The organism is Ralstonia sp. Ralssp135, from assembly GCF_047304345.1.
In the GTDB taxonomy this organism is placed as follows: domain Bacteria; phylum Pseudomonadota; class Gammaproteobacteria; order Burkholderiales; family Burkholderiaceae; genus Ralstonia; species Ralstonia chuxiongensis.
This window is the reverse complement of sequence record NZ_JBGLYZ010000011.1, coordinates 94,869-107,725: the sequence shown is the minus strand read 5'-3', so window position 1 is coordinate 107,725 and position 12,857 is coordinate 94,869. Positions and strand designations below refer to the sequence as shown.

The 12,857-nt window shown below is 63.5% G+C and carries 16 protein-coding genes; 11 read left to right on the top strand and 5 right to left on the bottom strand.

Annotated elements, in window-relative coordinates:
• Positions 1 to 4: 4 nt before the first annotated feature.
• Complete coding sequence (locus ACCD03_RS10730; RefSeq protein ID WP_024976333.1) at positions 5 to 211, bottom strand: DUF3079 domain-containing protein; 207 nt, start codon at positions 209 to 211, stop codon at positions 5 to 7.
• An 89-nt stretch (positions 212 to 300) separates the two neighbouring features.
• Entirely contained in the window at positions 301 to 828 is a 528-nt protein-coding gene (locus ACCD03_RS10725; RefSeq protein WP_024976334.1) for an Lrp/AsnC family transcriptional regulator, read from the bottom strand.
• 148 nt (positions 829 to 976) lie between these two features.
• Here ACCD03_RS10725 and kynB point away from each other — a divergent pair, with 148 nt between their 5' ends.
• Genes kynB through kynA form a run of 3 tightly spaced genes read left to right on the top strand, consistent with a single transcriptional unit; the run spans position 977 to position 3,784 of the window.
• On the top strand, positions 977 to 1,606 hold the full coding sequence (gene kynB / locus ACCD03_RS10720) for an arylformamidase (protein ID WP_253536611.1): 630 nt from the start codon (positions 977 to 979) through the stop codon (positions 1,604 to 1,606).
• A 47-nt stretch (positions 1,607 to 1,653) separates the two neighbouring features.
• A complete protein-coding gene (gene kynU / locus ACCD03_RS10715) occupies positions 1,654 to 2,907 on the top strand; it encodes a kynureninase (protein ID WP_413411508.1) in 1,254 nt (417 codons plus the stop codon).
• A 40-nt stretch (positions 2,908 to 2,947) separates the two neighbouring features.
• Positions 2,948 to 3,784, top strand: a complete 837-nt coding sequence (kynA, locus tag ACCD03_RS10710) for a tryptophan 2,3-dioxygenase (protein WP_394373628.1) — start codon at positions 2,948 to 2,950, stop codon at positions 3,782 to 3,784.
• 10 nt (positions 3,785 to 3,794) lie between these two features.
• Here kynA and ACCD03_RS10705 read toward each other — a convergent pair whose 3' ends face one another.
• Positions 3,795 to 4,619, bottom strand: a complete 825-nt coding sequence (locus tag ACCD03_RS10705) for an IclR family transcriptional regulator (RefSeq protein WP_413411507.1) — start codon at positions 4,617 to 4,619, stop codon at positions 3,795 to 3,797.
• Between the two features lie 103 nt (positions 4,620 to 4,722).
• Here ACCD03_RS10705 and ACCD03_RS10700 point away from each other — a divergent pair, with 103 nt between their 5' ends.
• Together ACCD03_RS10700 and ACCD03_RS10695 are read left to right on the top strand one after the other, a co-directional pair.
• The gene (locus tag ACCD03_RS10700) at positions 4,723 to 5,916 is read left to right on the top strand and encodes an acyl-CoA dehydrogenase (protein WP_045204570.1); all 1,194 of its coding nucleotides are present in this window, start codon (positions 4,723 to 4,725) and stop codon (positions 5,914 to 5,916) included.
• A 410-nt stretch (positions 5,917 to 6,326) separates the two neighbouring features.
• Entirely contained in the window at positions 6,327 to 7,709 is a 1,383-nt protein-coding gene (locus tag ACCD03_RS10695) for an NCS2 family permease (RefSeq protein WP_413411506.1), read from the top strand.
• A 147-nt stretch (positions 7,710 to 7,856) separates the two neighbouring features.
• Here the strand turns inward: ACCD03_RS10695 and ACCD03_RS10690 are convergent, their stop codons facing one another.
• Positions 7,857 to 8,495 (bottom strand): peroxiredoxin, encoded by a 639-nt coding sequence (locus ACCD03_RS10690; RefSeq protein ID WP_024976341.1) that lies wholly within the window; start codon positions 8,493 to 8,495, stop codon positions 7,857 to 7,859.
• A gap of 281 nt (positions 8,496 to 8,776) precedes the next feature.
• Here ACCD03_RS10690 and ACCD03_RS10685 point away from each other — a divergent pair, with 281 nt between their 5' ends.
• The 3 genes from ACCD03_RS10685 to ACCD03_RS10675 all read left to right on the top strand — a co-directional run bounded on the left by ACCD03_RS10685 (position 8,777) and on the right by ACCD03_RS10675 (position 10,145).
• Positions 8,777 to 9,103, top strand: a complete 327-nt coding sequence (locus tag ACCD03_RS10685) for a DUF883 family protein (protein WP_009238780.1) — start codon at positions 8,777 to 8,779, stop codon at positions 9,101 to 9,103.
• Positions 9,104 to 9,243: 140 nt separating this feature from the next.
• Positions 9,244 to 9,621: a phage holin family protein gene (locus tag ACCD03_RS10680; protein ID WP_024976342.1), complete on the top strand. Its 378-nt coding sequence runs from the start codon at positions 9,244 to 9,246 to the stop codon at positions 9,619 to 9,621.
• A complete protein-coding gene (locus ACCD03_RS10675; protein WP_045204571.1) occupies positions 9,618 to 10,145 on the top strand; it encodes a DUF3318 domain-containing protein in 528 nt (175 codons plus the stop codon). The genes ACCD03_RS10680 and ACCD03_RS10675 overlap by 4 nt, the downstream gene beginning before the upstream one ends.
• A 66-nt stretch (positions 10,146 to 10,211) precedes the next feature.
• Here ACCD03_RS10675 and ACCD03_RS10670 read toward each other — a convergent pair whose 3' ends face one another.
• Positions 10,212 to 10,577, bottom strand: coding sequence for a hypothetical protein (locus tag ACCD03_RS10670; RefSeq protein WP_045204572.1), 366 nt, complete (start codon positions 10,575 to 10,577; stop codon positions 10,212 to 10,214).
• A gap of 310 nt (positions 10,578 to 10,887) precedes the next feature.
• Between ACCD03_RS10670 and ACCD03_RS10665 the strand changes: the two genes are divergently transcribed.
• The 3 genes from ACCD03_RS10665 to ACCD03_RS10655 are packed head-to-tail and all read left to right on the top strand — an operon-like array spanning position 10,888 to position 12,831.
• Complete coding sequence (locus tag ACCD03_RS10665) at positions 10,888 to 11,562, top strand: ATP-binding cassette domain-containing protein (protein ID WP_413411511.1); 675 nt, start codon at positions 10,888 to 10,890, stop codon at positions 11,560 to 11,562.
• The gene (locus ACCD03_RS10660; protein ID WP_413411505.1) at positions 11,559 to 12,368 is read left to right on the top strand and encodes an ABC transporter permease; all 810 of its coding nucleotides are present in this window, start codon (positions 11,559 to 11,561) and stop codon (positions 12,366 to 12,368) included. Before ACCD03_RS10665 ends, ACCD03_RS10660 begins: the two co-directional genes overlap by 4 nt.
• Before the next feature lies 1 nt (position 12,369).
• On the top strand, positions 12,370 to 12,831 hold the full coding sequence (locus tag ACCD03_RS10655) for an NUDIX domain-containing protein (protein WP_413411504.1): 462 nt from the start codon (positions 12,370 to 12,372) through the stop codon (positions 12,829 to 12,831).
• Positions 12,832 to 12,857: the final 26 nt, after the last annotated feature.

The window sequence follows — 12,857 nt, the reverse complement described above, 5'->3', positions numbered from 1 at the left end:
AACGTCACGTGGAAGTGGCTGCCTTCTGCGGCGCTTCCGCCTCGATGCCCCAATCCCCGAATTCATACCAATCGTCGCCGAGCAACTCGGCCGGGTGCTGCGTGCGGCCCGAGCCGTTGCCGCAGCCCAGGGCGTCGGTGGAGCAATACTTGTCGCAGCCCCAGCAGATGCGCTCAGGGTGCACAGGATGCAGCGGAAACTTCTTGGCCATGGCCCGCTCCGGTCGACAACACAGGGGCCACTATCTGCGCATGCTTGCAGTAGGGGATTGATTCTCGTCAGAAACTCCTGCGCTAGCGTCTACTTTGCCTTCCCTCGCTTGCTCGCCGCCCCGCCCTCCAGCGGGCGCACGCCACGCGCTTCCATCAGCAGCGCAAGGCCGCCATCGCGGTCCTTGATGGTACGCAGGACGATATTGGAGCGGATGTCCATCACGCCGGGCGTCTTGTACAGCCGCTCGATGATGAACTCCGAGTAGTGCTGCAGGTTTGGCGCCTGCACGCGCAGGATGTAGTTGCAATCCCCGGTGATGATGTAAGCGGCCACGATCTCGGGCCAACTCTGCACCGCAGCCATGAACGTCTCGTGCCAGCCCGTCACGTCCTGACGCATCGACACCTGCACGATGGCTTCGAGTTCCAGCCCGAGTGCCGCGCGCCCCAGCTGCGCCCGATAGCCGGTGATGGCACCACCCTCTTCCAGCATCCGCACACGCCGCAGGCAAGCGGACGGCGACAGCGCCACGCGCTCGGCCAAGTCTTGGTTACTGATGCGGCCGTCTTCCTGCAATACCTGCAGAATGCGCAGATCGGTGGTATCGAGTTGCATCTGTCGTCGTTCTTTGCGTGATTTCTTGTATATGTTGAATTTTATGCGAATTCAACGAGATAGCACGCACAATTATGCACACCCATTGCGCGTGGTTTTCCCTATCATTTCGGCACGGATTCAACGAATTTTCCGCCCTGGAGCCGCCTTGGAACGCACTTTGTGGGACATCAGCCCCGCCCTATCGCCCGCCACGCCCACTTGGCCCGGCGACACGCCGTTTTCGCAGGAAATTGCGTGGAAGTTGGAAGGCGACTGCCCAGTCAACGTCGGGCGCATCACGCTCTCGCCGCACACGGGCGCGCATGCCGACGCGCCGCTGCACTACCGCGCCGACGGTGCTGCCATCGGGCACGTGCCGCTGGACGCTTACCTTGGGCCGTGCCGCGTCATTCACTGCGTGGGCATGGCGCGCGTCGAGCCGGAACACATACGTGAAGCGCTGACCGACACGCCGCCGCGCGTGCTGCTGCGCACGTATGCACACATGCCGCAGAACGCGTGGGACGACAACTTTGCCGCCGTTGCGCCCGAAACCATCGCGCTTCTCGCTGCTCACGGTGTCAAGCTCATCGGCGTCGACACCGCCTCGCTCGACCCGCAAACCTCCAAGACCATGGACGCGCACCACGCCGTCGGCAAACACGGCCTCGCCATCCTCGAAGGACTGGTGCTCGACGACGTGCCTGCCGGCGATTACGAACTGATCGCCCTGCCCCTTAAGTTCGCCACCCTCGATGCAAGCCCGGTGCGCGCTGTGCTGCGCAGCCTGCCCTGATCGATACGACGACAGAACCCCAACCGATTTTTCGCCCCCGCACTCACATGACAATCACCCGCAACTCCTGCCTCGAACGCGACGCGGCCGATCCGATCGGCTCGCTGCGCGACGCCTTTGCGCTGCCCGACGGCGTGATTTATCTGGACGGCAACTCGCTCGGCGCACGCCCGAAAGCTGCCCTCGCCCGCGCGCAGGAAGTCGTCGCCAGCGAATGGGGCGACGGCCTGATCCGCAGCTGGAACCAAGCCGGCTGGTTTGAACTGCCGCGCCGCCTCGGCAACAAACTGGCGCCGCTGATCGGTGCGCGCGAAGACGAAGTCGTCGTCACAGACACCACGTCGATCAACCTGTTCAAGGTGCTTGCCGCAGCGATTCGCGTGCAGCGCGAAGACGCGCCAGACCGCAAGATCATCGTTTCGGAAACGCACAACTTCCCGACAGACCTGTACATCGCGGAAGGACTGGCCGATATGCTGCGCGACGGCTACAAGCTGCGACTGATCGATTCGCCGGAGGAACTTGAAGGCGCGCTGGGTGATGACGTCGCCGTCACCATGCTCACGCACGTCAACTACAAGAGCGGGCACATGTATGACATGGCGGCCGTCTCTGCGCTGGCGCACAAGCACGGCGCCCTGGCCATCTGGGATCTCGCGCATTCGGCCGGCGCTGTGCCCGTGGACCTGCACGCAGGCGGCGCCGATTACGCCATCGGCTGCACCTACAAATACCTGAACGGTGGCCCCGGCTCGCCCGCCTTCGTGTGGGTGGCACCGGCACTGCGCGAGCGCTTCTGGCAGCCGCTGTCGGGCTGGTGGGGCCATGCACGGCCCTTCGCGATGGAGTCGCGCTACACAGCCGACGCCGGCATCGGCCGATTCCTGTGTGGCACGCAGCCGATCACGTCGATGGCGATGGTGGAATGCGGGCTCGACATCTTCGCGCAGACGTCGATGACCACGCTGCGGGCCAAATCGCTCGCGCTCACCGACCTTTTCATCACGCTGGTGGAAACGCGCTGCGCAGGCTTCCCGCTCACGCTCGTCACGCCGCGTGAGCACGCCATCCGCGGCAGTCACGTCAGCTACGAACACCCCAACGGCTATGCCGTGGTGCAGGCACTGATCGAGCGAGGCGTGATCGGCGACTACCGCGAGCCGCGCATCATGCGTTTCGGTTTCACGCCGCTGTACACGAGCTTTGCCGATGTGTGGGATGCCGTGGAGGTGCTGCGCGATGTGCTGGAGACCGGCGCATGGCAATCGGCCCAATTCAACGAACGTACGCTGGTGACCTGAGATGTCGAACCCGAATCAACCCGCAGCATCTGGCTGCCCCATGCATGCCGCCCAGAACGAAGGCTGGCACGACGCACAGCTCGATTTCTCGAAATCGATGAGCTATGGCGACTACCTCGCGCTCGACCAGATCCTGAACGCACAACACCCGCGCTCGCCCGATCACAACGAGATGCTCTTCATCGTCCAGCATCAGACCACCGAGCTGTGGATGAAGCTGATGCTGCACGAGCTGCGTGCCGCACGGGATTGCGTGCGCAATGACAACCTGCCGCCCGCATTCAAGATGCTGGCGCGCGTCTCGCGCATCATGGATCAGCTGGTGCAGGCGTGGAACGTGCTCGCCACGATGACGCCACCGGAGTACTCGGCCATGCGCCCGCACCTGGGGCAATCGTCGGGCTTCCAGTCGTATCAGTACCGCGAGATCGAGTTCATTCTCGGCAACAAGAACGCGGCGATGCTCAAGCCACACGCGCACCGCACCGAGCATTACGAACAGGTCAAAGCTGCATTGGAAACGCCGTCGCTGTATGACGAGGCCGTGCGTTACATGGCGCGCCACGGCTTTGCATTCGACGCGGATTGCGTCGAGCGCGATTGGTCGCGCCCGGTCACTTACAACGCTTCGGTGGAAGCAGCGTGGCTGGAGGTCTATCGAGACCCGACGCACCATTGGGAGCTGTACGAACTGGCCGAGAAGTTCGTCGATCTGGAAGACGCGTTCCGGCAATGGCGCTTCCGGCACGTGACGACGGTGGAGCGCGTGATTGGCTTCAAGCGCGGCACGGGCGGCACCGAGGGTGTCGGCTACCTGCGGAAGATGCTGGATGTCGTGTTGTTTCCGGAGCTTTGGAAGCTGCGCACCGACCTTTGATCGACGCGGCTCAGGCTGGCTCGACCACTTGGCCGAGCCTTGCCGCGAACTCTTTCAGCGCAGGGGCTAGCTCATCGCGAATGCGCTCTGCGTCGGCGGCCGTGTAAGGCGCGCTGCAGCTCACCACGTAGGGCTCACGCTGGCTCGGCGCGAAGAACGCCACCGCACACGCGTGGATGGCTGGATGCCAGTCGCGCAAGGATACGGCGTAACCATTGCGTATGCCGGCTTTCACTGCGTCATCTGCGGCGGCACCTTCTGCCGCCCACTGCGCCGGCTGCTGCGTGCGCAGTGCTTCGTACAAGCGCTCACGCCGCGCTGCAGGCAACGAAGCCAGATACGCCCGTCCCATCGAACTCGACAGCAGCGACAGCCGCGAACCCACGCCCAGCCCGGACGACCCGCTCATCGAGGGGCTGTCGTGACGGATCGTTTCCAGATACACCATGTCCAGCCGATCGCGCTTGCCTAGCGAGATCGATACGCCAAAGCGCTGCGCAAATGCGCTCATGTGCGGCCGCGCGAGCTGGATCACGTCGCTCGAGGCCAGATAGGCGAACCCGAGCGCGAGCACACCGGCGTCGAGTCCGTATTTGCCGAGGGCCTCGTCGTAACGCAGGTAGCCGAGCGAGACCAACGTGCCGGCCAGTCGGCTGACCGTGGCTTTGGGAAAGCCCGTGCGCCGCACGAATTCCTGGTTGCCGAGCAGCGTGTCGCCCGGGCGAAATGCGCGCAGCAGCTCCAGCCCGCGCGCCAGTGCCGTGACGAAATTCGGGTCGCTCGACTCGGCGGGCGCCGTATCGAATTCGGGGTCAGGGAGACGGGTTGTGCTCATGGCAAAAAAGCCCTGGAAATTGTCGATGCTTGCGCTATGATAGCTCTAAATTTCGAAACTGTGTTCCGCATATCGGAACAACAAAGACTCGGAGACTACCGCTGTGACTGCTCGCAATGCCTTCAATTGGGCCGACCCGCTGCTGCTCGACCAACAACTGACTGACGACGAGCGCATGGTGCGCGACGCCGCCGCGTCGTACTGCCAAGACAAGCTGATGCCGCGCGTGCTGGAGTCGTTCCGGCATGAGAAAACCGACGCATCGATCTTTCGTGAGATGGGCGAGCTGGGCCTGCTGGGCCCCACGATTCCCGAGCAGTACGGCGGCCCCGGCCTGAACTACGTCAGCTACGGCCTGATCGCGCGGGAAGTTGAACGTGTGGATTCGGGCTATCGCTCGATGATGAGCGTGCAGTCGTCGCTGGTGATGGTGCCGATCTATGAATTCGGCAGCGAAGCGCAAAAGCAGAAGTACCTGCCCAAGCTGGCAACCGGCGAGTGGATCGGCTGCTTTGGCCTGACCGAGCCGAACCACGGTTCCGACCCGGCCTCGATGATCACGCGCGCCAAGAAGGTCGACGGCGGCTACTCGCTGTCGGGCGCCAAGATGTGGATCACCAATTCGCCCATCGCCGATGTCTTTGTCGTGTGGGGCAAGCTGCCGAATGACAACGGCGAGGACGAAATCCGCGGCTTCATCCTCGAGAAAGGATGGAAGGGTCTGACGGCACCTGCCATCCATGGCAAGGTCGGCTTGCGTACGTCGATCACCGGTGAAATCGTGCTGGACGAAGTGTTCGTGCCGGAAGAAAACCTGATGCCGGGCGTGCGCGGCCTCAAGGGCCCGTTCACGTGCCTGAACTCGGCGCGCTACGGCATCGCGTGGGGCGCCCTGGGCGCTGCAGAAGCTTGCTGGCACATCGCGCGCCAGTACGTGCTGGATCGCAAGCAGTTCGGCCGCCCTCTCGCCGCCAACCAGCTTGTGCAGAAAAAGCTGGCCGACATGCAGACCGAAATCACGCTCGGCCTGCAAGGCTGCCTGCGTCTGGGCCGCATGAAGGACGAAGGCACGGCGGCGGTGGAAATCACGTCGATCATGAAGCGTAACTCGTGCGGCAAGTCGCTCGATATCGCCCGCGTGGCGCGCGACATGCTGGGCGGCAACGGTATCTCCGATGAGTTTGGCGTAATCCGCCACGTGGTGAATCTGGAAGTGGTGAATACGTACGAAGGCACGCACGATATCCACGCGCTGATCCTGGGCCGCGCACAGACCGGCATCCAGGCCTTCTTCTGATTGCGCTTTGTTTTTCCGGCGAGTTGGGGCACACTCGTGCACCACTCGCCACACCCGCTGCCGCACCTCTCGCCCGTCCTGGGCACTGTTGTTCTCCTTCCCTCGCGATATACCAATTTGCAAATGACCGGGATACGCCACGCCGCATGAATCGGCGGTAGCGCGCGTCTATGCTTCGGTCCAAGTGTCGGCGGATTGTTGGGCCGCACGCCCCTCACACCGATAGAACGAGCGCGCGATCCACACGCAGATTGCAGCGCCACGCGACAAAACCAATCGCGAGACAACGGTCTGGAGAATGCCGGCGCGCGTACGCAGGCACCCGTACCGATATCAAAACCAGAACAGGGCACCTTACGCGGACGACCAAGATCGGCCGGCGCGGAGTCCTGCCAGGAGACAAACCCACCATGGCTGAACAGTCCATTCCGTCGTCGACGGAACTTGGCGCCGCTGGCATCGCCGATGCGCGTGCCATTGATCGCTACTTCCAGATTTCTGCACGCGGCAGCACGCAAAAGCGCGAGGTCGTGGCTGGCATCACCACCTTCATGGCAATGGTCTACGCCGTGTTTGTCGTGCCCGGCATGCTGGGCAAGGCCGGCTTTGATACCAGCGCAGTCTTCGTCGCAGTGTGTCTGACCACCGCCTTCGGTTCGCTGCTGATGGGTCTATGGGCCAAGTTGCCGATCGCCATCGGCTGCGCAATTTCGCTGACCGCGTTCATGGCCTTTGGCCTGGTGCTTGGGCAAAAGCTGACGCCAGAAGTCGCGCTGGGCGCCGTGTTCCTCATGGGTGTGGCCTTCACCGCCATCTCGGCTACGGGCGTGCGCTCCTGGATCCTGCGCAATCTGCCTTCGGGCGTGGCGCATGGCACAGGCATCGGCATCGGCCTGTTCCTGCTGCTGATCGCCTCCAACGACGTCGGTCTGGTGGTCAAAAACGCGGGCGAGGGCCTGCCTGTTGCGCTGGGCCACGTGACCGCCTTCCCGGTCATGATGTCGGTGCTGGGTCTGGCCGCCATCTTCGGCATGGAGCGTCGTCGCGTGCCGGGTGGCATCCTGATCGTGATCGTCGCCATCTCGATCCTGGGCCTGATCTTTGACCCCGCCGTGAAGTTTACCGGCGTGTTCGCCGTGCCTTCACTCGCCGCCGCAGGTCATGCCTCGCTGATCGGTGCAATGGATATCCGCGGTGCGCTCACCGCCGCCGTGCTGCCGAGCGTGCTGGCGCTGGTGATGACCGCCGTGTTCGATGCCACCGGCACGATCCGCGCCGTGGCAGGCCAAGCCGGTCTGCTCAACGACAAGGGCCACATCATCAACGGTGGCCGCGCGCTGACGGCCGATTCGATCAGCTCGATCTTCTCGGCATTCTTCGGTGGTGCTCCGGCAGCGGCTTACATCGAGTCGACGGTTGGCGTGGCGGCAGGCGGCAAGACGGGCCTGACGGCTGTCGTGGTCGGCGTGATGTTCCTGGCGGTGATGTTCTTTTCGCCGCTGGCTGGCCTGGTGCCGTCGTACGCTACGGCCCCGGCGCTGATGTATGTCGGCCTGCTGATGCTCTCCAGCGTGAGCAAGCTGCACATGGACGACATGGTTGACGCGCTGTCTGGCCTGGTCTGTGCCGTGTTCATCGTGCTGACCTGCAACATCGTCACCGGCATCATGCTCGGCTTCAGCACGCTGGTGATCGGCCGCCTGGTGGCCGGCGAATGGCGCAAGCTGAACATCGGCACCGTGGCGATTGCCGGCGCGCTGGTGGCCTTCTACGCAGGCGGCTGGGCGATCTGATCGCACACTGAACCGTCTTCACAAAAGACAAACCGGCCAGACCCGAAAGGGCTGGCCGGTTTTGTTTTGCCTAGGAACCGGTTCAGGATCCAACGCAAAAAACGCCCGGCACAGGGCCGGGCGGCAATCACACTACCAAGGAGACGGTCACTTGTTGGGCTGCGGCGTCAGGCGCAGATACGGCCGCACCGCCTTGTAGCCCTTCGGGAATTTCTGCTTGAGGACTTCCTCGTCCTTCAACGACGGCACGATGACCACGTCGTCGCCGTCTTGCCAGTTGCCCGGCGTGGCCACGCTGTGGCTGTCGGTCAACTGCAGCGAGTCGATCACGCGCAGCACTTCATTGAAATTGCGCCCCGTCGAGGCCGGATACGTAATCGTCAGGCGGATCTTCTTGTTCGGATCGATCACGAACAGCGAACGCACGGTAAAGGTCTCGCTCGCATTCGGATGGATCATGTCGTACAGCTGCGAGACCTTGCGATCGGGGTCAGCAATGATCGGAAAGTTGACGCTGGTGTTCTGTGTCTCGTTGATGTCGTTGATCCAGCCCTTATGCGACTCGACCGAATCGACCGACAGCGCAATGGCCTTGACATTGCGCTTGGCAAATTCATCCTTCAGCTTGGCGGTCAGGCCCAGTTCGGTGGTGCAGACCGGCGTGTAATCGGCCGGGTGCGAAAAAAGCACGCCCCAGCTATTGCCCAGCCACTCATGAAACTTGATGCGGCCTTCACTGGAATCCTGCTCGAAATCAGGGGCGATATCGCCCAAACGTAGAGACATCGTGTCCTCCATACACAGATTGGGAACCACTATAGCCAGATTGCCATCCAACCAAAACGACTATAAATTCACAACAACATCACTTTTCGTCATTAGGCGCGGCATTTGCTGACAACAGGGTGGAAGGCGTGCGCACATTGCCGGACAATGACCGAAGCCTTGATCCATCGCAGTGCGCGCGACGCGAGCGCTTGAAGTTTCGCAGCGCTCACACATATGCTAGCGAATAAGCGCGCCAAGATATTGACGATTGAACTACCCCCGACACCGAGGACCCGACCATGACGAACACTTCCCCCAACCTGGCCGATTCCGTCAATAAGGAGAAACTGATGACCGACGTGAAGACTGTACTGTCCGACGCTGAAACCCTGCTCAAACAAGCTGCCTCCAGCAGCGGCGAAAAAGCCGCCGAACTGCGCGAACGCGGCATGGGCATGCTCCGCCAAGCCAAGGAAAAGGCGCAGGACCTGCAAGACGCGGTCGTCCACAAGAGCAAGGCTGCCGCACGCGCTACCGATGACTACGTCCACGATCATCCGTGGCAAGCCGTGGGCGTGGCGGCCGGCGTGGGCCTGCTGATCGGCCTGCTGCTCAACCGCAAGTAACCCGCAGCAGCCTTTCTGGCCGATGGCGCGCGCCCTGTGGATCGCGCCATCGGCCAGTTGCATTTTGGCGGCCCCATTCCGGGCATGGCGCGTGCTGCGTCCGCAGTGGCGCCATTGGCCTAGCACCCTCTCAACACCTCATGACCGACGACACCAGCCCAAAGCTGTTCGCTTCCTTAAAGAAACTGGCCGGCACGGTCGTCTCGATGCTGCAGACGCGGCTTGAGCTGGCCAGCGTTGAACTGGCTGAAGAAAAAGAACGGCTGCTCGGCACCGCTTTCCTAGGCATGCTGGCCGTGAGCCTGATCGGCCTGTCCATCATGACGCTGACGGCGCTGGTGGTCATCTTGTGCTGGGATACGTATCGCTGGCAGTCTCTTGCCGTGATGGCCGCGCTGTATGCGCTGGGCGCGGCGGCGTGCCTGTGGAAGGTACGCTCGCTCCTGCGTAACGCACCGCCACTGTTCGAGGCCACGCTGGCCGAACTCGACAAAGACCGGGAGATCCTGCGCCGATGACCGATCCGACCGAACACACGCCATCGCCCGGCCCGTCAATGAACGAACCCGCATCGAGTGCACGACATCATGTGCGGCCATCACGCCGCGGTGCCGAAACGCGCCTGCCGCTAAGCGTCCGCAAGGAATTGCTACTGACACGCGCTGCGCTGGAGCGCTACGACTACGCCCAGGCCCGCAACGATGTACATCGCGCCACCAGCCGTACCTTCAGCCTGGGCGGCCTTGGCGCGTTGCTACCCAACATCATCCGCCCGCTGGCGCGCCCCAATGGCCTGATGCGGGCGCTGGGCATTGCGCGTGAATATCCGCTGGTGGGCACCGCCCTGTCGCTCGCGTATGCAGGATTGCGCCGCACCTTCATCGGTCGGATCACGCGCAAGCTCGGCAAGGTGGGGATCGTGGCGGGAGCGGCTTGGTGGGGCTACAAGAAATGGCAGGATGCACAAGGCGAGCCGGTCAGTGCGCCAACGCCCGCGTCTAATGCCGATGCTAACGAGATCATCCCGGGCAGCACCTCCTGAAAGGGCTACCCGCCCGCCAAAAAAGGCCGGAGCAATCCGGCCTTTCTCGTTTGTGGCAGCGCAATATCAGTGCAGCGGAATCGGATGGCGCATGCGCTCCCAGCGCCGGGCCATGTTCTGGCGCAAACCAGCGAGCCCGTGCGGCTGCTCCGTTGCACCCACCGCGGCGGGAGCTGGTTGCACTGTCACGTCCGCGTCACGCCCGATGCGCCGCCGGCCGTGCCACATCAGCGCGCCGCTGGCGGTCCAGCCGATCACGAACAGCGTGTCACCAACATGTCGAAGGGAATCGGGCGACGTGCCCGCATGGAAGATGGCGCCCAGCATATCGGGAGGCAACTCCGCGCAGACCCACAGAAAAATGGCCGGCGCAGATGCAAAGACTCCCGGCTGCCACCATGGGTGGGCAACTTGCACTTTGTCGGTCTCCATGGCGCCCTCCGTCGCTTCTTCTAGTGATGCTTCGATCCTATGCCTCGCATGCCCAAATGGCGACCCGCTCGTCGCTGAATGGCATGTCGGATTCGTCCGACATCGGCCACCGGTCAGCGCATTCAGGCTGCTCCGTTTGGGCTAGGGGCCACTCCGCATGGCACGCGGATGGCGTAACCACGCGGCGACGGCACAGCGCCTGCGCAGGCGAGTTCAGGATTACGGCGGAGGAGCCCAGCCCCCGCTCATATGCATAATGCATAAAAGCGGCGCATTGATGCCGTACCGTACGCAACACACTCGCCCCACCATGCTGGCCGCCTCCCATCTCCAACGCCGCGATGCACGCACCGGTGTCACGCTGCTGCAACCTGCCACGCTTGCCGTGCAGGCCGGCGATCGCATTGCGCTGACCGGGCCCTCAGGTGCGGGCAAAAGCGTGCTGCTGCGCGCGCTGGCATTGCTCGATCCGCTCGATGGCGGGCAGGTGACATGGCATGGCCAAGTGATCGGACCGCGCGCGGTTCCGGCCTATCGTTGCCAGGTGGCGTACGTGCGTCAGCGCCCCGCGTTGCTCTCTGGCACAGTGGAAGACAACCTGCACATGCCATACGGCCTACATGCGCGGCGACATAGCACCGGATTCGATCGCGACGCCGCCATCGCCCTGCTTGCGGGCGCCGAGCGCGACGCCATCTTTCTAGACAAGAACGCCATCGATCTTTCCGGCGGTGAAGCGCAGATCGCAGCGCTGGTCCGCACGCTGCAGACAGGGCCGACCGTCCTGCTGCTTGACGAACCTACAGCCGCCCTTGACCCCGCCTCCGCACGCGCCGTTGAGGCGCTTTTGCAGCATTGGTTCGCTCAGGCGCCCGAGCGGCATGCGTGGATGTGGGTGACGCACGATCCGGCGCAGGCGGAACGCATCGGCGATCGGCATTGGCGCATGGTTGCCGGACAGCTCGACACGGAGCCCACGCGATGAACGAGCAGGACCTCTCGCTCTCCGCTTGGCAGGTCGGCATTGCGGCTGCGCTGATCCTCGTGAACGGCGCGCTATCCGTCGGGCTGGGGCTTGGGCTCGAGCGCCGCCTGGCTTGGGCGGCCTTGCGGACCGTCGCGCAGTTGCTGGCGGTGGGCCTCGTTCTCGAATGGGTATTCGCCCACGCGCATTGGCCGGTGGTGCTGGGCATCGTGGCCGCCATGACGCTGATTGCCGGGCATGCAACCGGCAGCCGGGGCGCACGCAGCTATGTGGGCCTGCGGCTGGACGGCACGTTGTCGGTCTTCGGCAGCACATGGCTGATCGGAGCGATCGGGCTGGTGGCCGTACTGCATGCGCGGCCGTGGTATGAGCCGCAATACGCCATCCCGATCATGGGGATGATCCTGGGGAACACGCTCACCGGCGTGGGCCTTGCGCTGGAGCGAATGACCGGCGAACTCACTGCCACGCGCGACCAAGTGGAGACAATTCTTGCGCTGGGTGGCACACGCTGGGAGGCCGCTCGCAATGCCGCACGCACGGCCGTGCGCGCCGGCATGACGCCGATCATCAATCAGATGACCGTCGTGGGCGTGGTGAGCCTGCCCGGCATGATGACGGGCCAGGTGCTGGCGGGGCAGTCGCCGCTGGAGGCCGTGCGCTACCAGATCGTCATCATGTTCCTGCTGGCGGCGTCTTCGGGGCTGGGGACCGTCGCGGCCGTCCTGCTGGCCTACCGCCGGCTATTCAGCCGCGAGCACCAATTGCTGACTGCACGCATCACGCAACGCGTCGGAGCGAAATAACATGCCGATCGCCCTATCCTGCGGCATCGTCCTGCTCAACGAAGACGGCGACGTTCTCCTCGCCCACGCCACAGAAACGCGCCACTGGGACATCCCCAAAGGCGCCCCCGACCCGGGCGAAAACGACCGCGACGCCGCCCTGCGCGAGACACGCGAGGAAACCGGCCTCGTGCTCGACAGCCACGCACTGATCGAACTGGGCCGCTTTCCCTATCGCCGTGACAAGGAGCTCCACTTGTTCGCCACGCGCCTGCGCCGCGCAGAAGTTGCACTCGACACACTGACGTGCACGTCGATGTTTAACAGCTATCACACCGGCCGGCTCATCCCCGAGATGGATGCATACCGCTGGACCACGGCGGACGAAGTACCGCAGTACGCGAGCCAATCGCTCACGCGGCTGTTTACGCAGACGTTGACGCTGGCGAGTATTGATGCCCGTCTGGCCGAGGCCGGGCTGTAGACGAACGGCGCCTAAACCGACACATC